The organism is Herminiimonas sp. Marseille-P9896 (assembly GCF_903993245.1).
GTDB classification, from domain to species: domain Bacteria; phylum Pseudomonadota; class Gammaproteobacteria; order Burkholderiales; family Burkholderiaceae_D; genus Oxalicibacterium; species Oxalicibacterium contaminans.
Genome location: NZ_CAJEVT010000003.1, coordinates 813,015 through 834,902 on the forward strand (window position 1 = coordinate 813,015; position 21,888 = coordinate 834,902).

A 21,888-nucleotide genomic window follows, 5' to 3' on the forward strand; every position below is an offset into this window, starting at 1 on the left:
AGGCGGGGACTAACGATATGAATGACGTGAATTCAGCCGAACTCCAATCCGTATTAGCTGCTGATCTCAACCGTGCGATGTTGGAGGCACAAGTACGCTCACAAGCGGAAAAAAACCTCCCTACATTGACCAAGGCTGAGCTGGCGGAATTGCTGTTTGAACAAGTCGGTTTGAACAAACGCGAGGCCAAGGATATGGTCGAGACTTTCTTCGACGAAATCCGTAACGCACTGGAACGTGGCGAATCGGTCAAATTGTCCGGTTTCGGCAATTTCCAGTTGCGTGACAAGCCACAGCGTCCTGGTCGCAATCCGAAGACCGGGGAAGAAATCCCGATTACCGCACGCCGGGTCGTGACTTTCCACGCCAGCCAGAAGCTCAAGGGCATGGTGGAAGATTCCAGCCAACAGCCGCTCGTGCAAACAGCCTGATTAGATGAACGAACGGATCCAGAAACCAGAATTGGTTGCGTTGCCGCCAATTCCCGCCAAGCGTTACTTCACCATCGGTGAAGTCAGCGAATTGTGTGGGGTGAAGCCGCACGTCCTGCGCTATTGGGAGCAGGAATTCACGCAGCTGAAACCAGTCAAGCGTCGTGGTAACCGTCGTTATTACCAGCATCATGAAGTGCTGTTGATACGTCGCATACGTGAACTCTTGTACGAACAAGGTTTCACCATTAGCGGTGCACGTAACAAACTCGACAGCCGCATCCTGGAAGCAGGTGGCGATGATGATGTGGTGCCGGACAGCGGACCTACGGTAGATGCGGATGAACTCAGCGCTATTCGTAATGAGCTGGTTGAGATACTGGCGCTGCTGAAATAAGGCGGATGGAAGAATAAAACGGCTCGTGTATAACTGAGCCGGAAATGAAAAAGGGTTGTCAGCGAAATGCTGCAACCCTTTTTGTTTTTTGGTCGGGACGGTGTGATTCGAACACACGACCCCTTGCACCCCATGCAAGTACGTTATTGTCCACAGTAATTCATCATCATCTATAATTCCATAAAATTCAGTTACTTAACGGATCGGATTGTCTAAAGGCATCTTGGTTAAACTAACCAAATCTAAATGTTTTAGGGGCATAGGAAGGGCATGGATGGTAGCGAAAGCAGGGATCACAGTTCAGGGTATTCAAGCATTGTCGCCTCGAAATGCGCATTACAAAAAATCTATTGGCGATGGACTTTATATTTGCGTTGCATCCAATGGTACAAAGAATTGGATGATCCGCTACTCAGTTAATGCCAGCCAAAGAGATTTTCGTCCTCCTCAGCTATTTGGCCTCAAATCAAGTGACTCCACGTTATCACTAACAGATGCTAAAGCTCTTGCTGCGACGATTCGCGCCCTAGCTAAGCAAGGTATCGACTATCAAATACAGCGCGCAAAGAATGCTGAGATTGCGAAAGCTGCAGAGCTTGCAAACACCAGTGCATCACTCACAGTTAATGATCTCTGTTGATTTGCTCGCAGAATTGACCCTCTCCAATTGATCCACCTTCCATTGTCTAGCGAAGGCTGCAACCCGATCATACGAACCTTCAAATCCCAAAGCACATAGGTCGATGTGCATCTGTTTCAAAGTCCGTCGTTGCTTCCGAGACTTCGCTGCCTCGGTCTTTAACCAGGCTGAAAGCTTGAACGCATATTTGTCGAGAGATGTTGGGGAACGTCGATCAGCATAGGCCGGCTCGACAATTTCCGAGCGTAGATAACGTCTGACGGTATTTCGGGAGATACCCAGTCGTTTGGATATTTCCCTCAATGAGACCTGGTCACGAAGGTGCCAGCGTCGAATAATTCCAAGTAAAGCCACGTCGATCACTCCATATCTCCTACTCACTTTGGTAAGTAGGATTGTGTTCTAAACGTGGGTCAGTTTTGGATGCAAATTATGCGGCTAAGTGGGTCAGTTTTCGACGCAAATCAACAATATGGAATAGGGATGGAAGATGGTTCGCCATTCGCAGTGGCGGGATTGTGGCGTACTTGGAATGAGTGTTTTGCGAGGCTATTTTTGCGAATTTAATGGAAGTTCATCCGGAATCTAAGGTTTGATCGCAAGCTCTTGTTTATACGGATATTTACATGAATGCAATCCCATATATTCTTATAAAAAAATATATCTGAAACTGCTGAAAAATTGATTGCATCCTCGAGTTTCGCGCACTAGAATTAGTGTGAATCTTGACAACGGCACTAGATGTAGTGCGTTTTTGAGATTTCTGGGAAAGCAGGGAAACGACGCCAATCGTCCCCCGCCTCGTACAACAGCTAGGTTGAGCCCTAACTTCATTTCAGAAACTAAAGTTTGCGGCTTAGTTGATCTTCGTGTCAATAACGAAGATCAACACATGTGTTGTTTTTCCCGGTTTTTTTTAATTAAATTAACCTAGGAAAAGCTATGCCAACGCATCAATATAGCCTTTCTCTTATACAGAGAGAGGCAAATGGTTCAGTAGTTCAGCAACGTAGCGAGGATGGATACGTCAACGCGAGTCAATTGTGTGAAATTGCAGGAAAGCACTGGCACAAATATGTAATGACTGAAGCAACTGGTCAGTTCCTCAGAGCACTGGCAGTTAAAAATCAGACGACCACACTTGAATTTATCCAAGAAGTTGCAGGCGCAAACGGTGTAAAAAGCATTTGGATACATCCCAAAGTTGCTGTTCACCTTGCACAATGGCTTTCGGCTGATTTTGCTGTGCAAGTATCTGAATGGGTATTTGATTGGTTAAACGGCAACGGTGCACCTCGTCCGCCTGCACAGTTACCAACTCATTTAGCTCGTTATCTTGCCAATGATGGAAAAGTCCCGCCCGGTTACTTTTCCGTGCTTCAGGAAACTGGCTTAAATCTATTTGGCCCATTACATAACGTCGGTTTTGAAATCCCAGTAGGGTGGGTTCCTGATATTTCTGTCGGATTGGGATTCTGTAAATGGTTACGTAAAGGCGGCGTCGATACTGAGGCTCTTCCAACGTACACTCACACCTACAACGACCACCGCCGTCCTGCTGCTGCCAAACTATACCCAGATGAGTATCTAGCTTCGTTTCGTCGCTGGTTTCGCTCAGAATGGCTACCGGAAAATGGAGTCAAGTATTTCAAACAGAAAGACCCGAGCAGTTTGGCCTATTTAGATCGTTTGCCAGCTTTGGCTTCGCCTACCCCAAAAATGCAATTAGGAGGTAACAAGTAATGGTTACAAGAAAAATTGGCAGAGATGCGGGAAATGGACAATTCATCCCAGTAAAGCAAGCGCAGCGTGACAAGCAAGGTGCTGTGGTTGAAACAATCAAAGTACCCACGCCAAAGCCGAAACCTAAAAGCAAGTAACAAAACTCCCCACTTTATGTGGGGGTTTTTTCGTAAAAATATTTTGAATTTAAATATTCAAATAGGGGTACAGCAAGGGTACGGAAATTAAAAATGAAAAAGGGATTACAGAGAAAACTCTGGAACCCCTTATATTTATTGGTCGGGACGGTGTGATTCGAACACACGACCCCTTGCACCCCATGCAAGTACGCTACCAGGCTGCGCTACGCCCCGACGAGCGAAAAATTATACCAGAGCCGTGATGTGTTTTCGCCATCTGCGCGTCTGAAATTCATCTGCGGCAAGTCCATGCTCAGGATAATTTTGTCGATACGCGCCTAATTTTTGCAGGCGTACCTGCGATCTGCTTGGGCGTGCGTGATGGGGCCTGGCTGACTGCCGATGGCGCACGTGTTTGTGCAACCGGAGCCACCTCCGCTGAACTCGATCGGTAGCCTATCCGGAAGCCGCCCCAATGCTTACCGTGTACATAAATCGGCACCGATAAGTCATGCATGACTTCACCGGTGTCGCGTTTATAGGTCTGCAATAAAAATGGTTTGGTATTCGAGCCGCAGCGCTTGCCGGTGCGATCGGTGAAGATGCGCTTGGTGCGATTATTCACCAGGTCGACATCATAGTCGCCGGTCAGCGGCTTGGAGAATTTTTTGTTATGGGTAGGGAAGTAGCCATTGTCATCGACTGCACCTGCGTAGGCCAGTTGTGGCATCGCGTCCAGTATCGGCTCCTGTATATCGGGTAATACCCGATCAGTGTAGGCGTCGAATTGCGTGCTGTGTTTGGGCGGCGATGTATTCGGTAAGAGCCGGTACTGGCGATCAAACAGGGCGGCTTCAGTGATGCTGCCGTTCGCGATTGCTTGCTCAAAGAGCTTGCCAATTTGTTGAGCTGCCGTACTGGCGACCATGCGAATTTGATCGTGCTGCGTCGCGGCACCGCTTTCGGCGATCGCGTCGTAGACGATTTCAGCGCGTTCCGATAAGGCCATAGCGGAAGCAGCGACGCGTGGCAACTCGGTATCCGTTTCCAGCATGCCGTCGCGTATCTTGAGGATGGCTGCGGCGATTTTGTGCGTGGTCTCTACATGTTCGCGTGAGGCGTGCGCGATTTGCTGTATCTCTTCTTCCGAAGTGCTGGCAGCGCGTTCTATATTGCTGAGAAAGCCATGCACGCGCTCCACGTTTTGTGATGCTTCCATCACTTTGCTGCTGAGTGCCTGCATGCCACCCGCTGCGCGTTCGGCTTCCACGTTAATGGCTGTCACCATGGAACCGATATCATCGGTAGCTTCCTTGGTACGCTGCGCCAGTTGTCGTACTTCACCCGCTACCACGGCAAAGCCGCGACCGTGCTCACCGGCGCGCGCTGCTTCGATCGCTGCATTTAATGCGAGCAGGTTGGTGCGTGCGGCGATTTCACTGATGACTTCAGTGATGCCATGTATGCGCCGTGATTTTTCCTGCAGCACACGCATCATTTCCGATGCGGTCTGTGCATCGTCGCGCGCCTTGCTGATTTGCTCCAGACCCTGGTTGACTTCGGTACGACCGGCGACGCTTTCGGTACGCACTTCAGCCGCGATACTGGATGCGCGCTCTGCATTTGCGGCGATTTGCTCGGTGGTGCTGGCATTTTGCTCGGAACCGGCAACGATGGCGTTTGCTGCCTGCACATCCTGTGCGATTTTGTTTTTGATGGAGTCGACGAAGAACGAAGTTTCGGCTGCACCTATCATGATGTGGTCGATCTCACCGCCTACCTTGTTGCCAAAATCGGTACGCTTGCTGCCACCACCTGGGCGCAGCACGAGCAGCAAACTGGTACTCAGTAATGATGCGATCAGCAGCAGCCAGGGCAGGCCGAGTATTTCATTGCTTAGCTGTGTGCTTAGATGTGCGGCGACGTAGGCCAGGCCGCTGCCAAATGCAATTGCGACTAACAGCAGGGTACTTTGTCGCAACCATAGAGGAAAACTTTTGTTCCTGAACATATCGCGGTCTCCACGCAGATAATCTGCCGTGCCTTGATTTAGTTGAAGGTGGCACGTGCAGACAGAACATAAGAAAACAACAAGTTTTGATGCTGCTATGTGACCACCGGACGGTGGCTGCATGCAGTAAGTTTTATTCGTGTGATTTGATCTTACTCACGCTTGCTTACGCGCAGCTTATGCGGAGGCGGGAAATAGCCGAAGACACGAAAAGTCACATTTCAATTTCCCGGTTAATGTAAAAATGGAAACATGACTACATACTGGATGGTGTCCAAATGAAGAAATTGAAGGCTGGCGACAGCTGCGCCGGAAGTACGCACTTGTTAATCGCTGCAAGGTGCGGCCAGAGCGGACGTCATGCAGATATATGCAGCAGCGCTCATATTGGTAATGCCAGCAATGCTGCGTACTATGTCTGTCTTTCTGTGATTGTCTGTAAATCATGACCTTTCCGGCGACCCGACTTATTTCAGCTGCGAGCCAGGTACCACAATTATTTGCGGCCGGGAGCCTGCGTGGTGCCATGGAGGAAATCATGGCGGCCTATCAGCTGCAGGGTGGCGCTGCATTTCATGCGCAGTATGGACCGTCAGGCAAGCTGAGGCAGGAAATAGAAGCAGGTGTGCAAGCAGATGTGTTTGCTTCGGCTTCGGTAGGGCATACCGAAGCGCTGGCGCAGCAGAATCTGCTCGGTACATCTACACTGTTCACGCACAATGATTTATGTGTGCTGGCGCGGCCGGATCTGGATTTGCATGGCGATGATTTGCTGGCGCTGCTGGCTGATCCGGCGGTGCGTATAGCGACCTCGACCCCGGTGAGTGATCCCATGGGCGACTATACCTGGCAGTTCTTTCGCAATGCAGACAAGCGGCAAGCCGGGTTTTATGCAGCCATGAATGCAAAAGCGATCAGGCTATCGGGAGCGCATATTCCCGCAGCAGATGAGCGCCTGCCTTATATCACTGCATTTGAAGCAGATAAGGCAGATGCATATATCATGTACTGCACGAATGCGATTTCGACGCGCATAGTGTTGCCGCAGCTGCAGGTGATCGCTATCCCGGATGAGCTGAACGTACGTAGCGCCTATGGCATCGCGGCGGGCAAGCAATCCGAGCAAGGCCAGCGCTTTGTGCAATTCGTATTGGCGACAGCGGGCCAGGCGATACTGAAGAAGCATGGTTTCGGTAGCTGCTGAAACCCAGGACACAGAATACGACCCGCTACATGGCGGGCAGATCAATTTGTTATGAATGAAGTCGTTTAATCATGCAGGGGCTTTTTGAATTTGAACAGGATGGACGCTATCCCTTGCGTCGCATTCCTATGATCATGCGTTTCAATCTGGATACTTGCGGTATCCGCATTTCCCTGACCGCGTGGATTACACTCAGCCGTGATGAGCGCGAAGAGCTGGTAGCCTTGCCATGTGTATCGCCTGCAGAGCAGCAGGCTTATCGTGAGCGACTCGCAGCCTTGCTGGCAGTGCACGCGGATAATCCGGATGCGGTGATAGAAACGGTAGAGATCGATCCGTCGCCTGTATGGGCTGACTTAAGCGCAGTGCCGGATGTGGTAGCGCAGGGATTGGCTGAATTGTCACTGCCTGTGCCTGCGCATGAACAATGGACAGGCTTGAATGATTTACAGCGCTTTGCGCTGACCAAGCTGACGCGTTCGGGACACAAGAATGCCAATTTGCTGCCCGCACTGAAAGAGTTCGGACTGGTGTGAGTTGGCAGCAGCAAACAAACAGGACAGCGTGATGACGATCAAAATTAGTACGAACTTCGATGCCGGTGCGATAGAGGTAGTGCGCGCAGAGAGCGCTGCCGCGATAGAGCTGAATTTGCGCAAAGATAGCCACGCCGATATCGCGCAATGGTTTTACTTCCGCTTGCAAGGTGTACGTGGTGAACGCTGCAGCATGCGCATCCTGAATGCGTCGGAAGCGACTTATCCGGATGGCTGGCAGAACTACCAGGCAGTCGCCAGCTACGACAGAAAGCATTGGTTTCGCGTACCGACTTCGTACGACGGCAAAGTGATGACGATAGCGCATACGCCACAGTACGACAGTGCGTATTACGCATACTTTGAGCCTTACTCATGGGAGCGCCATCTGGATTTGCTGGCGCGTGCGCAAATGTCCGCCAGCGCGCAGGTGCAGGATTTGGGCAATACCGTGCAAGGGCGCGATTTGAATGTGGTCGTCATTGGCGATCCGGCTGCACAGAAAAAAGTGTGGGTGATTGCGCGCCAGCATCCGGGTGAGAGCATGGCTGAGTGGTTCGCCGAGGGCATGATAGATGCGTTGCTGGAGTCCACAAATCCTCTGGTGCAGAAGCTGCTCAGGCATGCGGTGTTTTACATCGTGCCGAATATGAATCCGGATGGCGCCTACCTGGGCAACCTGCGCACCAATGCTGCAGGCGCCAACCTGAATCGTGAATGGATGACGCCATCGCTGCAAAGCAGCCCGGAAGTCTGGCATGTCAAAAACAAGATACACGAGACCGGCTGCGATCTCTTTCTCGATATCCATGGCGACGAAGGCTTGCCCTATGTCTTCGTTGCGGGCAGCGAAATGCTGGAAGGATTCTCCCAGCAACAGGTGGATGAGCAGCAGCGTTTCATCGAGCAATTCCTGCGCGCCAGCGAAGACTTCCAGACCGAGTTTGGTTATGCCGCCGGTAAGTATCGTGCCGATATGCTGAAGCTGGCTTCCAAATACATAGGCCATACCTTTAAATGCGTATCGCTGACACTGGAAATGCCATTCAAGGATAACGCGCATAGCCCGGAACCCAAGCTGGGCTGGAATGGCGCACGCAGTGCCAAGCTGGGACAGGAGATGCTGCAACCCATCCTGCATCATCTGGAACGGAGTGCACGATGAGCCTGGAGATAGAACGCAAATTCCTGGTGCTGGGCGACGCGTGGAAGAAGCTGGGATCACCGCAGGCTATACGCCAGGGTTATTTGTCCTCGCAGCGTGATCGCGTAGTGCGCGTGCGGATAGAAGATCAGACGGCTACGCTGACCATCAAGGGCCGTGTGACCGGTATTACGCGCGGCGAATGGGAATATGAGATTCCGCTCGCTGAAGCAGATGAATTGCTGACAGGTTTGTGCGAGCGCCCATTGATAGAGAAAAACCGTACCCGTATCGTGCACCAAGGCATGGTGTGGGAGGTGGATGAATTCTTCGGTGAGAACCAGGGGCTGGTAGTGGCAGAGATCGAACTGGAAAGCGAAAACCAGGTGTTTGCCAAACCGGACTGGGTCGGCGTCGAAGTGACAGATGATGCACGTTACTTCAATGCCAATTTGTTACGCCATCCCTTTACCGCCTGGTGAGGTAGGACTCAGTGCAGGTGGGTCGATCCCACCGGCGCATCTTCCGGCATTTCTGCATGTACCAGTTCGGCATTCATGTCCGGATACAGCGGCGTGCCGCAGTCATCGCAGAATTCCATAGGGAAGCATTCGAGATGACGCTTCACATTCACGATGCCGCATTCTTCCAGCAGGGCGAGGATTTCCTCTATCGGTGATTTACGCTCGACGTCGGCCGAGATCACAGGATCGCTTGGTACCTCGACGCTGCGATATTCCAGCTCTGCATCGTCTTCTTCACCGTACAGCGGCCATACCGTGCCATACACCACATCCGTGTCATTAAGACGGGTAAAGCTGATGCGATATTCATCAACCCGGCCATCGGTCGATTCCTCGCCAAAGCTGCCTATGATGGCTTGCAACTCGGATGCTTCGACATTCAGTGTATGCGTCAGGTAATGCACGGCAGCGCGTATCGAAGCCGGGCGGATTTGTTTGTCGCCTTCGCGGCAGGCAACAAAGTAGGCTTCAGGCAGCAGCAATTCGATGCCGCAACCCGGCAGCAGGTGCGCAATATTCGGCAACGCCTGCGCACTCCATTGCGTCAGTGCGTTATCGCGTTCATTCGGATTGGTCGATACTTGCCAGCGGAACAGCGGCTCACCTGCAACTGCAGTAACTACGGCCAGCAGGTAACGTGTGTCAGCCAGGAAGGGCGCCGTTTCCGGTGCCTGGCCTGGTGGTTTGAGCGTGACGTCTTTCAGCGCAGATTGCGCCATGCGATGCGTGAAGGCAAAGGTTTCTGCATGCGTGCGCGGCAGCTGATCGATAGAGAATAGGGCAGAGGCCATCACCATCTTCGTATTCGGGGCCAGTATATGCGCCTGGAAGTGTGCTGACAGGGTCGCGGTCATCTCGGCTGGTATCGCTCCCGATGCAATCGAGAAACGTGTCCAGGCAAGTATCGGCATGGCGACCAGCAAGGCATCGTGGAGCACACCTTCGTGTTCGACTTGGCAGGATTCGCTGGCGGCTTCCACGCATTCCATCAGGCCATCGTAAGCATCCGATTCCTGTTTGAATAAATGATCGAGTGCGGCATCGATAGTGTCCTGATGATCATTCTTCAGCAGTTTGCGCAGCACGACATCCAGCTGGCGCTCCCAGTTGCGTTCTTCCAGACGGCTGGCCGCCTGTATAAGCGCCTGGGCGAGCGTCGCCAGGCGCTGGCTGTCGGCGGATAGTTTGTGACTGGTATTTTTATTCGGACGACGCATGTCAGGACAATCTGAAGTAGGGCGATGAATGTATTGTAGTGGATTACACCGAGCTCGCACGTTTGTACGGGGAAAGTATGCAGATTCTTATGGGCTGATAGTGTCTGCCGCGCTTTTATAGGAAGTACGGCATAAAAAAAGCCGCATGCAAGCATGCGGCTTTTTTGCAGATGCTGTTTCCATCCATCACTGGACGGAAACAACAGGCATTACGCGGCCAGCAATTGACGCAAGACGAATGGCAGGATGCCGCCGTGCTTGTAGTAATCGACTTCGATAGGGGTATCGATACGCAACAGCACTTTGACGTCACGGCTTTCGCCATTCGCGCGGTGGATGACCAGGGTCACTTCCTGTTGCGGACGCAGATTGCCTTCCAGGCCTTTCAGGTCGAAGGTTTCATCGCCGGTGATGCCGAGCGTGGTGACGCTGTCATCGCCGAGGAATTGCAGAGGCAAGACGCCCATGCCGACCAGGTTGGAACGGTGGATACGTTCGTACGAACGTGCGATCACTGCCTTGACGCCCAGCAATTGCGTGCCTTTAGCAGCCCAGTCACGCGACGAACCGGTACCGTACTCTTCACCAGCGAAGACCATGGTTGGTGTGCCTTCTGCAACGTAGCGCATTGCTGCATCGTAGATCGACATTTGTTCGCCGCTAGGCTGGAACAGGGTAACGCCGCCTTCGACGCGCGAACCGTCCGGTTTGGCCGGGATCATCAGGTTTTTGATACGCACGTTGGCGAAGGTGCCGCGCATCATGATTTCGTGATTGCCGCGACGTGAACCATACGAGTTGAAATCGGCTTTCATCACGCCTTTTTCGCTCAGGTATTTACCAGCCGGGCTGCTGTCCTTGATCGCGCCTGCAGGCGAGATGTGATCAGTCGTGATCGAATCACCAAACACGCCGAGTGCACGTGCTGCGGTGATACCGGTCGCTGCTGCTTTCGGCTCCATCGCGAAGTCGCTGAAGAACGGTGGTTCCGCGATATAGGTCGAGGTTGGCCAATCGTAGACCTGACCTTCAGCCACGCCCTTGATTTGCTCCCACAGCTTGCCTGGTGCGGTTTTGACTTGTGCGTAGTTGTCCTTGAAGGTCTTCGCATTCATCGCAAACTTCATCAGCTTGGCCACTTCCTGGCTGCTCGGCCAGATGTCACCCAGGTAGATGTCACGGGTTTTGCCATCAGCACCTTTGCCGCGGCCGACAGGCTCGGTCATCAGATCGCGTGTCATGTTACCGGCAATCGCGTAAGCGACGACCAGTGGTGGCGAGGCGAGGAAGTTGGAGCGGATGTTCGGGTGGATACGCGCTTCAAAGTTACGGTTACCAGACAGGACGGCCGAGGCGACGATATCGTGCTGCACGATCGCTTCGTTCATCGCTGGTGTCAGGTCGCCGGCATTACCGATACAGGTGGTGCAGCCGTAGGCGGTGACGCCGAAGCCGAGTTTTTCCAGGTAGGGCAGCAAGCCTGCTGCTTCCAGGTACTCGGTCACAACGCGCGAGCCAGGGGCCAGCGAAGTTTTGATATGTGGCGATACTTTCAGGCCAGCTTCAACGGCTTTCTTCGCGAGCAAGCCTGCGGTCAGCAAGACGCTAGGGTTGGAAGTGTTGGTGCATGAAGTAATCGCAGCGATCAGCACGTCGCCGTTTTTGACTTTGACGCCGTCGCTGTTGGTGTAGGTCGCATCCAGGTCTTCGATCTTTTTGTTGAAGCCGTTTTCCGAAACAGGTTTGGCAAACAGTTCTGCGAAGTTGTGTTTGACGTTACCGATTTCGATACGGTCTTGCGGACGCTTAGGACCTGCGAGCGAAGGTGCAACCGAACCGAGATCCAGCGCGACGACGTGGGTGTAGTCGATTTCGCCGGACTTAGGAATGCCGTACAGGCCTTGTGCCTTGAAGTAGTTTTCAAAGGCGTCGATTTCTGCCTTGGTACGGCCGGTACCTTTGAAGTAATCGATGGTTGCATCGTCGACCGGGAAGAAACCCATGGTCGCGCCGTATTCCGGTGCCATGTTGGCGATGGTGGCGCGATCGGTCAGCGACAGCGAGGCGGTGCCTTCGCCGAAGAATTCGACGAACTTGCCGACGACTTTTTCCTTGCGCAGCATTTCGGTGATGGTCAGTACCAGATCGGTAGCGGTGACGCCTTCACGCAGTTGGCCGGTCAGGTTCACGCCGACCACATCTGGTGTCAGGAAGTAGACCGGTTGACCCAGCATGCCGGCTTCCGCTTCGATACCGCCTACGCCCCAGCCGACTACGCCGATGCCGTTAATCATGGTGGTGTGCGAATCGGTACCGACCAGGGTGTCAGGGTAGTAGACGCTATCTTTTTGATGTACACCACGCGCCAGGTATTCCAGGTTGACCTGGTGCACGATACCGAAGCCTGGTGGCACGACGCCAAAGGTGTCGAATGCCTGCATGCCCCATTTCATGAACTGGTAGCGCTCGTTATTGCGCTGGAATTCCAGTTTCATGTTGAGGTCGAGTGCATTTTTTTGGCGGAAGTGATCGATCTGGATGGAGTGATCGACGACCAGGTCTACCGGCACCAGTGGTTCGATGTTCTTTGGGTTCTTGCCCATCTTTTCAGCAACGCCACGCATGGCGGCCAGATCAGCCAGCAGCGGTACGCCGGTGAAGTCTTGCAGCACCACGCGTGCCACGACGAAAGGAATTTCATCGGTGCGGCTGGCGTTAGGCGACCAGTTGGCCAGTTGGCGGATGTGTTCTTCAGTTACTTTTTTGCCGTCGCAATTGCGCAGCACCGATTCCAGCACGATACGGATGGAAACCGGCAAACGGGAAACATTCACGCCGAGTTTTTTGCCCAGAGCAGGCAAGGAATAGAATTCGCCTTTCTTGGAGGCTGTGATATTGAATTCCTTAAGCGTATTCAATGTGTTACGCGACATGATTTCTCCTTAATACAAATAACCGAGGCATTATTTACTACCCGATGCCGTCAGATTTCGGCGGCGGCTTGCGGCATCGTTTTACTTCCTTTAATTCCTATCCCTTAGCCTTTGGCAGCGAGTGCTTTGGCTTGTTCAGGGTTGCGGCATTCATTCGCCAGCTGCTGGCCTTTACGGGAGTCGAGCAACATTGCTTTCGATGGGATGTTGATCCAGACCAGGCCTGCTTTACGGTTTTCAAAACGGTTGGCACCGGTGCTGGTACCGATGCGGCCCAGGCGATGCACTTTGTTTTGCCAGCGGATCGCCATGTACTTGTCGTCACCGACGTTGTTGTAGGTCGTGATCTTATTGCCCAGTTCACAGTTGTAATGGGTCACGGTCGAGCCTTCGATATTGGCTTCGCCCAGATCTTCCTGTTCGTCTTCACCGGCTGCTGCGGCAGCGGCCGGGGTTGCAGCAGCGGCTGCTTTGGCTGGTGCTTTTTTGGTTACCTTGGCGGCTGGCTTTTTTGCCGCTTCCTTGTTGCCGGCAGCCGATTGTGCAAACGCCGGAGCGATTGCGGAAGACATGCCGATCAGAAGGAATGCGCAGAGCAATTTTTTCATTCGATATTCTCCAAAAATTTTTAACTCACCCACATCAGGTTTGATGCGGGCAAACGGGTATTCATAAAATTGTATGTGCGACTGCAGGCAGCGTTAAACCGCTGGCCTGGGCACGTTGCAGGATGGTCCAGTAATAGCGATAACTGGCGCGATCATGCAGCTTGCCATTATGTTGTATCGGGCCCCATTGAATAGCATGGGCTTGCGCCAGGATTTCTGCCGCTTCATTGACTTCGGACAGACGTGGTGCAAATGATTTCAATATCGGTTTGATCTGGTTCGGATGTATGCTCCACATCCGCGTATAACCAAATTCCGCCGCAGCGCGATGCGCATCACTGGCGACGACTGAGGTGTCATTGATTTCAGTCGTGACGTTATGCGAAGGCACCTTGCCGTGGGCGTGGCAGGCGGCCGCAATTTCCAGCTTGGCGCGTACTAATAAAGGATGCGTGAACTGTCCCGGGGAACGCATGGCATTGCCGGGTATCGCGCCGTAATGGTCAGAAACGAAATCCATCACGCCGAACGACAAACATTCGACCTGGGGCAGGGCAGCGATGGCAAATGCGTCTGCCAATGCGCCATGCGTTTCTATTAATACGTGTACCGGCAATTGTTCGCGCCCATGCTGATGGGCGTGACGATTGATGAGCGCAATTGCGTTCTCCACATCGGCGACGCTTTCAACTTTGGGGACGACCAGGTAAGCCAGTTTTTGTGCGGCGTGTTGCAGGATGATTTCTATATCCTGCGCAAAAAATTCGCTGCTGACATCGTGCACACGGGCGCCGATGCGGGCAAACAGGTTTTCTTCGCTGGCGACGAGTGTGCCGAGCAGATGCGCATGTGCTGTTTCATTGCCATGCGCAGCACCATCTTCACAGTCAAACGTAATATCAAAAACCGGGCCGAGCTCTTGCTGTAGCGCCAGCGATTTACGCATCAATTTCTCGGAACCGGCATAGTGATCGCATGCCGGTATGGAAACCGGTGGGCATTTGCCTTGAAATAGGACTTCTGAAGGATGCATGTATGTTGCGTAATTGTCGATCTTGGTCGGACTTGCTACGAAGGAGATGGGCAGGTCTGCCTGCCCATCGATGCGCGCATTAGCCTAGGAGATGTTTCACACCTTCGCGTTCTTCGAGCAACTCTTTCAGGGTCAGGTTGATGCGCTCTTGCGAGAATGCATCGATTTCCAGGCCTTGAACGATTTTGTATTCGCCGTTTTCAACGGTGACAGGGAAACCGAAAATGGTGTCTTTCGGAATGCCATACGAACCATCGGAAGGGATACCCATGGTGACCCATTTGCCGTTGGTGCCGAGCACCCAGTCACGGACGTGGTCGATCGCTGCGTTGGCTGCCGAAGCTGCCGACGATACGCCGCGTGCGTCGATGATGGCTGCGCCGCGTTTGCCGACTGTAGGCAGGAATACGTCTTTGTTCCAGACTTCGTCGTTGATCGCTTCTTTAACCGATTTGCCATCAGCTGTTGCGAAACGATAGTCAGGGTACATGGTAGGCGAGTGATTGCCCCAGACCGTCAGTTTTTCGATCGAGGTAACTGGCTTGCTGATCTTCGCTGCGATTTGCGACAAGGCACGGTTGTGATCCAGGCGCAGCATGGCGGTGAAGTTTTTGGCTGGCAGGTTAGGTGCCGATTTCATTGCGATGTAAGCATTGGTGTTGGCTGGGTTGCCGACGACCAGTACTTTGACATTGCGCGATGCAACTGCATCCAGCGCTTTACCTTGTACCGTGAAAATCTGTGCATTGGCTTCCAGCAGGTCTTTACGTTCCATGCCTGGGCCGCGTGGACGTGCGCCAACCAGCAAGGCAACATCTGCGTCTTTGAATGCGGTCATCGGGTCGCTGTGTGCGGTGACACCTGCCAACAGTGGAAACGCGCAATCGTCGATTTCCATGATCACGCCTTTCAGCGCTTTTTGTGCCTTTTCATCAGCGATTTCCAGCAATTGCAAAATAACTGGCTGGTCTTTACCCAGCAAATCGCCGTTAGCGATGCGGAACAGAAGGGAATAGCCGATCTGGCCGGCGGCGCCGGTAACGGCGACACGCATTGGGGCTTTAGCCATGTTGAATCTCCAAGGTAGTGATGAGTGAGGTCAGGTATTGGGAATTTATTCCGCGTGGCGCAATGATACAGTTGAATACCCGATAAGTCAGCGGGGTCAAAGCGCTTATGATCAACATAAGCTCAACTTAAGCTCAATAGTTACCGCAACTTTCTGTTGGTAAAATTTGTGCCCAGCTGTATTGCCCACGAGTTTAGGCTTGGCAAGTTTAGCTGTCAATATATATCTTATGTCTTATATAAGACATGTTATTTTCAAGTTTTGCTGGACGGCGGGGCTGCTTTGTGGTGAAATCCGTCCTATGAGTTCAGCGCCAACTACCTTGCCTAACAATAATGCAGCCGCTACTGCTGGCGGTGCGACACCTTCGCCCACTTTCAGTCCGCTGTATCAGCAAATCAAGGCTCTTATTACCCGTAGTCTGCAATCCGGTGAGTGGCGTCCCGGCGAATTGATCCCCAGCGAAGTCGAGCTGGCAAATCGCTTCAAGGTCAGCCAGGGCACCGTACGCAAGGCTATCGACGAACTTTCCGCCGAAAACCTGGTGGTTCGACGTCAGGGGAAGGGTACTTTTGTTGCGACGCACCATGAGGCGCGCGCGCAATTCCGTTTCCTTCGCCTGAAGCCGGATGTCGGCGAGCCGCTTTATCCAGATAACACGATTATTGATGCCAAGCGCCTGCGTGCGCCGGCTGATATCGCACGTCAGCTCGACATCAAAACCGGTGATTCCGTGGTCTTCCTCAAGCGCATGCAGTCTTTTGATAATGCGCCTACCATCCTGGAAGAACTGTGGTTGCCAGGGACTATCTTCAAAGGTTTGTCGGTGGAGCGTGTGCTGCAGTACAAAGGTCCGATGTACGCGCTGCTGGAGACTGAATTTGGCACCCAGATGATAAGAGCGGTCGAGAATATCAAGGCGGTGGTGGCGGATCAGGTAACGGCGGATTTATTGCAGTTGCCGTTGAATACACCGTTGCTCAGCGTGACCCGCGTTTCATTTACATATGGTGATAAACCGGTCGAAGTAAGGCGCTCTTACTACGTGACAAACAATCATCATTACCGTAACGATTTGAACTAAAGTTGCAGCTAATTCAATAAACCAGCAAGCCCGTATTATTAAATAAGCAAGCCAGTTGATAATGAAAAATAATTTGTATTGCTGTGGCGCACCAATATCGGTGAAAATTAGTGGTTTATCTCGTTTTGGAAAGTCCTGCCATGTCTGATTCACTCAAAACCGGCAAGAGAGAGTTCCGTAATATCAACGTTACAGATCTGCTCCGATATCGCTTTCCACTTGCTGCGATACAGTCGATATTGCACCGCGCCAGTGGTGCTTTCATCTTCTTGCTGTTGCCATTCATCCTTTTCCTGCTGGACAAGAGCCTGCTGTCTGAAATCTCTTTTGAGCATTTCAGGGGCATTGCTTCGCACTGGTTCGTCAAACTGATTATCCTCGCGCTGGTCTGGGCGTATCTGCACCATTTCTGCGCGGGCATACGCCATTTGCTGATGGATGTGCATGTCGGCGTCGATAAAGTCACCGGCAAGAAATCTGCCCTGATCGTATTCGCTGTCAGCCTGCCTTTGACCGCACTGGTCGCCCTCAAACTGTTTGGAGCATTCTGATGCCTATCGACAATATCGGACGTCACCGCCTGGTCGTTGGTGCGCACTACGGCGTAAGGGACTGGCTGGCGCAACGCATCACGGCCATCGTGATGGTGCTGTACACGGCGGTGCTGCTGATCACCTTCCTGACTGCATCGGATTTTAGCTATGAAGGCTGGGCGGGCTTGTTCGCGCAGCAGTGGGTCAAGATGTTTACGTTTGTTACCTTCTTGGCTTTGTTCTATCACGCCTGGGTCGGCATGCGGAACATCTGGATGGATTACATCAAACCGGTTTCTATACGCCTCACATTGCAGGTCGCCACGATTTTGTGGCTCGTCGCTTGCGCCGGATGGACGGCGCAAATTCTCTGGAGAGCGTAACGTGGCAGCAATCAAAACCAGCATTCCGTCACGTCACTTTGACGCCATCATTGTCGGTGCCGGCGGTTCCGGCATGCGCGCATCGTTGCAACTTGCAGAAGCAGGTCTGAACGTTGCAGTCTTGTCCAAGGTATTCCCGACCCGTTCGCATACGGTTGCTGCCCAGGGCGGTATCGGTGCTTCACTCGGCAATATGGCGGAAGACAATTGGTACTGGCATATGTTCGATACCGTCAAAGGTTCGGATTACCTGGGCGACCAGGATGCTATCGAATTCATGTGCCGCGAAGCGCCGAAAGTCGTCTACGAGCTGGAACACTTCGGCATGCCTTTTGACCGCAACTCCGACGGCACGATTTACCAGCGTCCGTTTGGCGGTCATACCGCAAATTTCGGTGAAAAGCCGGTGCAACGTGCATGCGCGGCGGCGGATCGTACCGGTCATGCCTTGCTGCATACGCTGTACCAGCGCAATGTGCGCGCCCGTACCCATTTCTTTGTTGAGTGGATGGCGATCGACCTGATGCGTGATGCGGATGGTGATGTGATCGGTGTCGTCGCACTGGAAATGGAAACCGGCGACGTCATGATGCTGGAAGCCAAAACTACTTTGTTTGCAACCGGCGGTGCAGGGCGCATCTGGGCTGCTTCGACCAATGCCTTCATCAACACCGGCGACGGCATGGGCATGGCAGCACGCGCTGGCCTGCCACTGGAAGATATGGAATTCTGGCAGTTCCACCCGACCGGCGTGGCTGGTGCAGGTGTGCTGATTACCGAAGGCGTGCGCGGTGAGGGCGGCATTCTGGTGAATAGTCAAGGCGAACGTTTCATGGAACGTTATGCGCCTACACTGAAAGATCTGGCACCACGCGACTTTGTATCGCGCTCGATGGACCAGGAGATCAAGGAAGGCCGTGGCTGTGGTCCGCTCAAGGATCACGTGATGCTGGACCTGCGCCACATCGGTGCTGAAACCATCCAGAAGCGCTTGCCATCGATCCTGGAAATCGCGCACAAGTTTGCGAACGTTGACGCGACGCGTGAGCCGATTCCCGTCGTGCCTACTATCCATTACCAAATGGGCGGCATTCCAACCAATATCCATGGCCAGGTCGTGGTGCCGAAAGACGGCAACCCTAATCACGTGGTCAATGGCCTGTACGCGATCGGTGAGTGCGCTTGCGTGTCGGTACATGGTGCGAACCGTCTGGGTACCAACTCCTTGCTCGATCTGGTGGTATTCGGTCGCGCTGCGGGTAACCACATCGTGCAGAGCAATTTGAAAAGCCGTTCGCACAAGCCTTTGCCAGCTGATGCAGCTGATCAGGCACTGTCGCGTTTGTCACGCCTGGAGAACAACACCGGTGGCGAACGTGTACAAGACGTGGCGAACGATATTCGCTCGACCATGCAACAGTATTGCGGCGTGTTCCGTACTGATGAATTGCTGCAAACCGGCTACAAGAAAATCATGGAACTGGATGAGCGTCGCAAGCATGTCTCGTTCAAGGACAAGTCACGTGTTTTCAATACCGCGCGTATCGAAGCATTGGAGCTGGATAACCTGATTGAAACTGCCAAGGCGACCATCACCTCGGCAGCTGCACGCAAGGAATCACGTGGTGCGCATGCGCATCGTGATTTCGAAAAGCGTGACGATGAAAACTGGATGAAGCACTCGCTGTTTTATTCCGAAGGCAATCGACTGGACTACAAGCCGGTGGTGACCAAGCCGCTGACGGTAGACACCTTCAAGCCTAAACCACGTACTTTCTAAAAGGTCAGAACATGGCACGGACTCTCAGATTACAGATTTACCGCTATGATCCTGACAAGGATGCAAAGCCGTACATGCAGGATGTGACGGTAGAATTGCATGATCATGACAAGATGCTGCTGGATGCCTTGCAGCGCATCAAGGCGACCGTCGATGACTCGCTGGCCCTGCGTCGTTCCTGCCGCGAAGGCGTGTGCGGCTCGGACGCGATGAACATCAACGGCAAGAATGGCCTGGCTTGTACCACCAATTTGAATGAGTTGACCGAGCCTATCGTATTGCGTCCTTTGCCAGGTTTGCCGGTGATCCGCGACCTGATCGTGGACATGACGCAATTCTTTAAACAATACGATTCCATCAAACCGTTCCTGATTAACGATACAATCCCGCCTGAGAAGGAACGTTTGCAGACTCCTGCCGAACGCGAAGAGCTCGATGGCCTGTATGAGTGTATCCTGTGCGCCTGCTGCTCGACTTCGTGCCCGTCATTCTGGTGGAATCCTGATAAATTCGTCGGTCCGGCCGGTTTGTTGCAGGCCTACCGTTTCATAGCGGATAGCCGCGATGAAGCCACTGGTGCACGTCTGGATAATCTGGAAGATCCATACAGATTGTTCAGATGTCATACAATTATGAATTGCGTGGATGTTTGTCCCAAGGGTTTGAACCCGACCCGCGCAATCGGCAAAATCAAGGAACTGATGGTGCGCAGGGCTGTATAGTGCGCAATTCGACGAAGCGCAGCGCGTTAGTCGCTGTGTTTCTTACGCCAGCAGATGACGTGGAAGTAGTATTGAACAGGTTAAGTGAGTATCCATGTCGATAACCCACCAAGCTGATCCGGTAAAACGAGCGCGCCTGCGCTGGCGTGGTCGTCGTGGTTTGCTGGAAAATGATTTATTGCTGACGCGTTTCCTCGATCAACACGAAGAAACGCTGACGGATGAAGAAGTCGAGGCTTTTTCCATATTGCTGGAATTGCCCGACAATGAATTGCTGAATTTGCTATTGGCACGCAATGAACCGGAAGGTGAGGCCGATGTGCCCCATGTCCATGCGTTGCTGATTAGATTGCGCGCGATTTAAAGCGTGCTGTATGACCGGTTTTTTAATTTTGCGATTTATTCTTAAATCGACTCACCTCGTTATTAGAAGGAAGAGCCATGCCCCACTCCCAATCTGACACCAAAGCCACACTGTCGTTTTCTGACGGTTCGCCATCAGTGGAGTTGCCGATTTATAAGGGTTCCATAGGCCCTGACGTAATCGACATCCGTAAACTCTACGGTGCCAGCGGTAAATTCACCTACGATCCAGGCTTTATGTCTACCGCAGCGTGTGATTCGACCATCACTTACATCGATGGCGATAAAGGCGAACTGCTGTATCGCGGTTACCCGATTGAGCAGTTGGCGGTAAAGTGCGACTTCCTTGAAACTTGCTACCTCTTGCTCAAAGGCGAATTGCCGAATGCAGAGCAAAAGAAAACCTTCGTCAGCACCGTGACCAAGCACACGATGTTGCATGAACAAATGCAATTCTTCTTCCGTGGCTTCCGTCGCGACGCGCACCCGATGTCGGTACTGGTTGGTACCGTCGGCGCGCTGGCTTCGTTCTACCATGACTCGCTGGACATCACTGACGCGCACCATCGTGAAGTATCGGCTATCCGCCTGATCGCGAAGATGCCTACGCTGGTCGCCATGTCGTACAAATACTCGGTAGGCCAGCCTTTCGTCTACCCGCGCAATGACCTGTCGTACAGCGCGAACTTCATGCACATGATGTTCTCGACACCTAGCGAAGAATACAAAATCAGCGACGTCCTGGTACGCGCGTTGGATCGTATCCTGATCCTGCACGCAGACCATGAGCAAAACGCGTCGACTTCGACCGTGCGTCTGTCGGGTTCCAGTGGTGCCAATCCGTTCGCCTGTATCGCTGCCGGTATCGCCTGTTTGTGGGGCCCTGCCCACGGTGGTGCGAATGAAGCTGCATTGAACATGCTGAAAGAAATCGGTACCGTCGACAAGATTCCTGAATTCATCGCTAAGGTGAAAGACAAGAATTCCGGCGTCAAACTGATGGGCTTCGGTCACCGTGTTTACAAAAACTTCGACCCACGCGCCAAACTGATGCGTGAAACCTGCCACGAAGTGCTGGAAGAACTGGGCTTGCATGACGACCCATTGTTCAAACTGGCGATGGCCCTGGAAAAAGTGGCGCTGGAAGACGAATACTTCGTATCGCGCAAACTGTACCCGAACGTCGATTTCTACTCGGGCATCGTGCAATCCGCGCTGGGTATTCCAGTCTCGCTGTTCACCGGTATCTTCGCGATGGCGCGTACCGTTGGCTGGGTTGCTCAGTGGAACGAAATGATCTCGGATCCGGAACAAAAAATCGGCCGTCCACGTCAATTGTTCATCGGTGAAAAGCAACGCGACGTGCCAGACTTGGCAAAGCGTCCATAATCATCGCTAAAGGCAAAAAGTGAGT

The 21,888-nt window shown here is 52.7% G+C and carries 21 protein-coding genes, 1 tRNA gene and 1 pseudogene; 15 read left to right on the forward strand and 8 right to left on the reverse strand.

What is annotated here, in order from left to right; all coding sequences use genetic code 11:
• Positions 1 to 17 precede the first annotated feature (17 nt).
• The 3 genes from H7U06_RS14060 to H7U06_RS14070 all read left to right on the forward strand — a co-directional run bounded on the left by H7U06_RS14060 (position 18) and on the right by H7U06_RS14070 (position 1,468).
• Positions 18 to 431, forward strand: a complete 414-nt coding sequence (locus tag H7U06_RS14060) for an integration host factor subunit alpha (protein WP_124574980.1) — start codon at positions 18 to 20, stop codon at positions 429 to 431.
• Between the two features lie 4 nt (positions 432 to 435).
• Positions 436 to 828: a MerR family transcriptional regulator gene (locus H7U06_RS14065; protein ID WP_175626730.1), complete on the forward strand. Its 393-nt coding sequence runs from the start codon at positions 436 to 438 to the stop codon at positions 826 to 828.
• A gap of 274 nt (positions 829 to 1,102) precedes the next feature.
• Positions 1,103 to 1,468 (forward strand): Arm DNA-binding domain-containing protein, encoded by a 366-nt coding sequence (locus H7U06_RS14070; protein ID WP_175626731.1) that lies wholly within the window; start codon positions 1,103 to 1,105, stop codon positions 1,466 to 1,468.
• Here H7U06_RS14070 and H7U06_RS14075 read toward each other — a convergent pair.
• Positions 1,463 to 1,831: pseudogene (locus H7U06_RS14075) on the reverse strand (helix-turn-helix domain-containing protein); the annotation flags it as partial. The gene H7U06_RS14070 and the pseudogene H7U06_RS14075 overlap by 6 nt on opposite strands.
• Before the next feature lie 579 nt (positions 1,832 to 2,410).
• Between H7U06_RS14075 and H7U06_RS14080 the strand changes: the two are divergent.
• Positions 2,411 to 3,211, forward strand: coding sequence for a KilA-N domain-containing protein (locus H7U06_RS14080; protein ID WP_175626732.1), 801 nt, complete (start codon positions 2,411 to 2,413; stop codon positions 3,209 to 3,211).
• Between the two features lie 276 nt (positions 3,212 to 3,487).
• Here H7U06_RS14080 and H7U06_RS14085 read toward each other — a convergent pair.
• Both H7U06_RS14085 and H7U06_RS14090 read right to left on the reverse strand, forming a co-directional pair.
• A tRNA-Pro gene (locus H7U06_RS14085) sits at positions 3,488 to 3,564 on the reverse strand.
• A gap of 79 nt (positions 3,565 to 3,643) precedes the next feature.
• A complete protein-coding gene (locus tag H7U06_RS14090) occupies positions 3,644 to 5,341 on the reverse strand; it encodes a methyl-accepting chemotaxis protein (protein WP_175626733.1) in 1,698 nt (565 codons plus the stop codon).
• Positions 5,342 to 5,786: 445 nt separating this feature from the next.
• Between H7U06_RS14090 and modA the strand changes: the two genes are divergently transcribed.
• From modA to H7U06_RS14110, 4 genes are all read left to right on the forward strand, one after another.
• Entirely contained in the window at positions 5,787 to 6,545 is a 759-nt protein-coding gene (gene modA, locus H7U06_RS14095; RefSeq protein WP_175626734.1) for a molybdate ABC transporter substrate-binding protein, read from the forward strand.
• Between the two features lie 71 nt (positions 6,546 to 6,616).
• A complete protein-coding gene (locus H7U06_RS14100; protein ID WP_175626735.1) occupies positions 6,617 to 7,081 on the forward strand; it encodes a nitrate reductase associated protein in 465 nt (154 codons plus the stop codon).
• 31 nt (positions 7,082 to 7,112) lie between these two features.
• Entirely contained in the window at positions 7,113 to 8,246 is a 1,134-nt protein-coding gene (locus tag H7U06_RS14105; protein ID WP_175626736.1) for a carboxypeptidase family protein, read from the forward strand.
• Complete coding sequence (locus H7U06_RS14110; protein ID WP_175626737.1) at positions 8,243 to 8,707, forward strand: CYTH domain-containing protein; 465 nt, start codon at positions 8,243 to 8,245, stop codon at positions 8,705 to 8,707. The genes H7U06_RS14105 and H7U06_RS14110 overlap by 4 nt, the downstream gene beginning before the upstream one ends.
• A gap of 8 nt (positions 8,708 to 8,715) precedes the next feature.
• Here H7U06_RS14110 and H7U06_RS14115 read toward each other — a convergent pair whose 3' ends face one another.
• The 5 genes from H7U06_RS14115 to H7U06_RS14135 all read right to left on the reverse strand — a co-directional run bounded on the left by H7U06_RS14115 (position 8,716) and on the right by H7U06_RS14135 (position 15,609).
• Entirely contained in the window at positions 8,716 to 9,966 is a 1,251-nt protein-coding gene (locus H7U06_RS14115; RefSeq protein ID WP_175626738.1) for a DUF2863 family protein, read from the reverse strand.
• Positions 9,967 to 10,175: 209 nt separating this feature from the next.
• On the reverse strand, positions 10,176 to 12,899 hold the full coding sequence (gene acnA, locus H7U06_RS14120; RefSeq protein ID WP_175626739.1) for an aconitate hydratase AcnA: 2,724 nt from the start codon (positions 12,897 to 12,899) through the stop codon (positions 10,176 to 10,178).
• 104 nt (positions 12,900 to 13,003) lie between these two features.
• Positions 13,004 to 13,507 (reverse strand): hypothetical protein, encoded by a 504-nt coding sequence (locus tag H7U06_RS14125; protein WP_175626740.1) that lies wholly within the window; start codon positions 13,505 to 13,507, stop codon positions 13,004 to 13,006.
• A 61-nt stretch (positions 13,508 to 13,568) separates the two neighbouring features.
• Positions 13,569 to 14,540, reverse strand: a complete 972-nt coding sequence (locus H7U06_RS14130) for a CoA ester lyase (protein WP_175626741.1) — start codon at positions 14,538 to 14,540, stop codon at positions 13,569 to 13,571.
• A 79-nt stretch (positions 14,541 to 14,619) separates the two neighbouring features.
• Complete coding sequence (locus H7U06_RS14135; RefSeq protein ID WP_012079360.1) at positions 14,620 to 15,609, reverse strand: malate dehydrogenase; 990 nt, start codon at positions 15,607 to 15,609, stop codon at positions 14,620 to 14,622.
• A 301-nt stretch (positions 15,610 to 15,910) separates the two neighbouring features.
• On the opposite strand from H7U06_RS14135, the gene H7U06_RS14140 reads away from it, so the two are divergent.
• From H7U06_RS14140 to gltA, 7 genes are all read left to right on the forward strand, one after another.
• Positions 15,911 to 16,693, forward strand: coding sequence for a GntR family transcriptional regulator (locus H7U06_RS14140; protein ID WP_175626742.1), 783 nt, complete (start codon positions 15,911 to 15,913; stop codon positions 16,691 to 16,693).
• 140 nt (positions 16,694 to 16,833) lie between these two features.
• Positions 16,834 to 17,244, forward strand: coding sequence for a succinate dehydrogenase, cytochrome b556 subunit (gene sdhC / locus H7U06_RS14145; RefSeq protein ID WP_175626743.1), 411 nt, complete (start codon positions 16,834 to 16,836; stop codon positions 17,242 to 17,244).
• Positions 17,244 to 17,609: a succinate dehydrogenase, hydrophobic membrane anchor protein gene (gene sdhD, locus H7U06_RS14150; RefSeq protein WP_175626744.1), complete on the forward strand. Its 366-nt coding sequence runs from the start codon at positions 17,244 to 17,246 to the stop codon at positions 17,607 to 17,609. The genes sdhC and sdhD overlap by 1 nt, the downstream gene beginning before the upstream one ends.
• 1 nt (position 17,610) lies before the next feature.
• Positions 17,611 to 19,389 (forward strand): succinate dehydrogenase flavoprotein subunit, encoded by a 1,779-nt coding sequence (gene sdhA, locus H7U06_RS14155; protein WP_124572518.1) that lies wholly within the window; start codon positions 17,611 to 17,613, stop codon positions 19,387 to 19,389.
• A gap of 11 nt (positions 19,390 to 19,400) precedes the next feature.
• Positions 19,401 to 20,111 carry a succinate dehydrogenase iron-sulfur subunit gene (locus tag H7U06_RS14160; RefSeq protein ID WP_124572517.1) on the forward strand — a complete coding sequence of 237 codons (711 nt, stop codon included), beginning with the start codon at positions 19,401 to 19,403 and terminating at the stop codon, positions 20,109 to 20,111.
• A 94-nt stretch (positions 20,112 to 20,205) separates the two neighbouring features.
• Complete coding sequence (locus tag H7U06_RS14165; protein WP_175626745.1) at positions 20,206 to 20,475, forward strand: succinate dehydrogenase assembly factor 2; 270 nt, start codon at positions 20,206 to 20,208, stop codon at positions 20,473 to 20,475.
• A 77-nt stretch (positions 20,476 to 20,552) separates the two neighbouring features.
• The gene (gltA, locus tag H7U06_RS14170; protein WP_175626746.1) at positions 20,553 to 21,863 is read left to right on the forward strand and encodes a citrate synthase; all 1,311 of its coding nucleotides are present in this window, start codon (positions 20,553 to 20,555) and stop codon (positions 21,861 to 21,863) included.
• Positions 21,864 to 21,888 lie beyond the last annotated feature (25 nt).

Bases quoted from the DNA above. Each gene is read 5' to 3' on its own strand.
- H7U06_RS14105 (WP_175626736.1), top strand. From the start codon at position 7,113: ATGACGATCAAAATTAGTACGAACTTCGATGCCGGTGCGATAGAGGTA.
- H7U06_RS14070 (WP_175626731.1), top strand. From the start codon at position 1,103: ATGGTAGCGAAAGCAGGGATCACAGTTCAGGGTATTCAAGCATTGTCG.
- H7U06_RS14130 (WP_175626741.1), bottom strand. From the start codon at position 14,540: ATGCATCCTTCAGAAGTCCTATTTCAAGGCAAATGCCCACCGGTTTCC.
- H7U06_RS14160 (WP_124572517.1), top strand. From the start codon at position 19,401: ATGGCACGGACTCTCAGATTACAGATTTACCGCTATGATCCTGACAAG.
- H7U06_RS14060 (WP_124574980.1), top strand. From the start codon at position 18: ATGAATGACGTGAATTCAGCCGAACTCCAATCCGTATTAGCTGCTGAT.
- sdhC (WP_175626743.1), top strand. From the start codon at position 16,834: ATGTCTGATTCACTCAAAACCGGCAAGAGAGAGTTCCGTAATATCAAC.
- H7U06_RS14125 (WP_175626740.1), bottom strand. From the start codon at position 13,507: ATGAAAAAATTGCTCTGCGCATTCCTTCTGATCGGCATGTCTTCCGCA.
- H7U06_RS14065 (WP_175626730.1), top strand. From the start codon at position 436: ATGAACGAACGGATCCAGAAACCAGAATTGGTTGCGTTGCCGCCAATT.
- H7U06_RS14165 (WP_175626745.1), top strand. From the start codon at position 20,206: ATGTCGATAACCCACCAAGCTGATCCGGTAAAACGAGCGCGCCTGCGC.
- H7U06_RS14140 (WP_175626742.1), top strand. From the start codon at position 15,911: ATGAGTTCAGCGCCAACTACCTTGCCTAACAATAATGCAGCCGCTACT.
- H7U06_RS14135 (WP_012079360.1), bottom strand. From the start codon at position 15,609: ATGGCTAAAGCCCCAATGCGTGTCGCCGTTACCGGCGCCGCCGGCCAG.
- H7U06_RS14090 (WP_175626733.1), bottom strand. From the start codon at position 5,341: ATGTTCAGGAACAAAAGTTTTCCTCTATGGTTGCGACAAAGTACCCTG.
- acnA (WP_175626739.1), bottom strand. From the start codon at position 12,899: ATGTCGCGTAACACATTGAATACGCTTAAGGAATTCAATATCACAGCC.
- H7U06_RS14110 (WP_175626737.1), top strand. From the start codon at position 8,243: ATGAGCCTGGAGATAGAACGCAAATTCCTGGTGCTGGGCGACGCGTGG.
- H7U06_RS14115 (WP_175626738.1), bottom strand. From the start codon at position 9,966: ATGCGTCGTCCGAATAAAAATACCAGTCACAAACTATCCGCCGACAGC.
- gltA (WP_175626746.1), top strand. From the start codon at position 20,553: ATGCCCCACTCCCAATCTGACACCAAAGCCACACTGTCGTTTTCTGAC.
- modA (WP_175626734.1), top strand. From the start codon at position 5,787: ATGACCTTTCCGGCGACCCGACTTATTTCAGCTGCGAGCCAGGTACCA.
- H7U06_RS14080 (WP_175626732.1), top strand. From the start codon at position 2,411: ATGCCAACGCATCAATATAGCCTTTCTCTTATACAGAGAGAGGCAAAT.
- H7U06_RS14100 (WP_175626735.1), top strand. From the start codon at position 6,617: ATGCAGGGGCTTTTTGAATTTGAACAGGATGGACGCTATCCCTTGCGT.
- sdhD (WP_175626744.1), top strand. From the start codon at position 17,244: ATGCCTATCGACAATATCGGACGTCACCGCCTGGTCGTTGGTGCGCAC.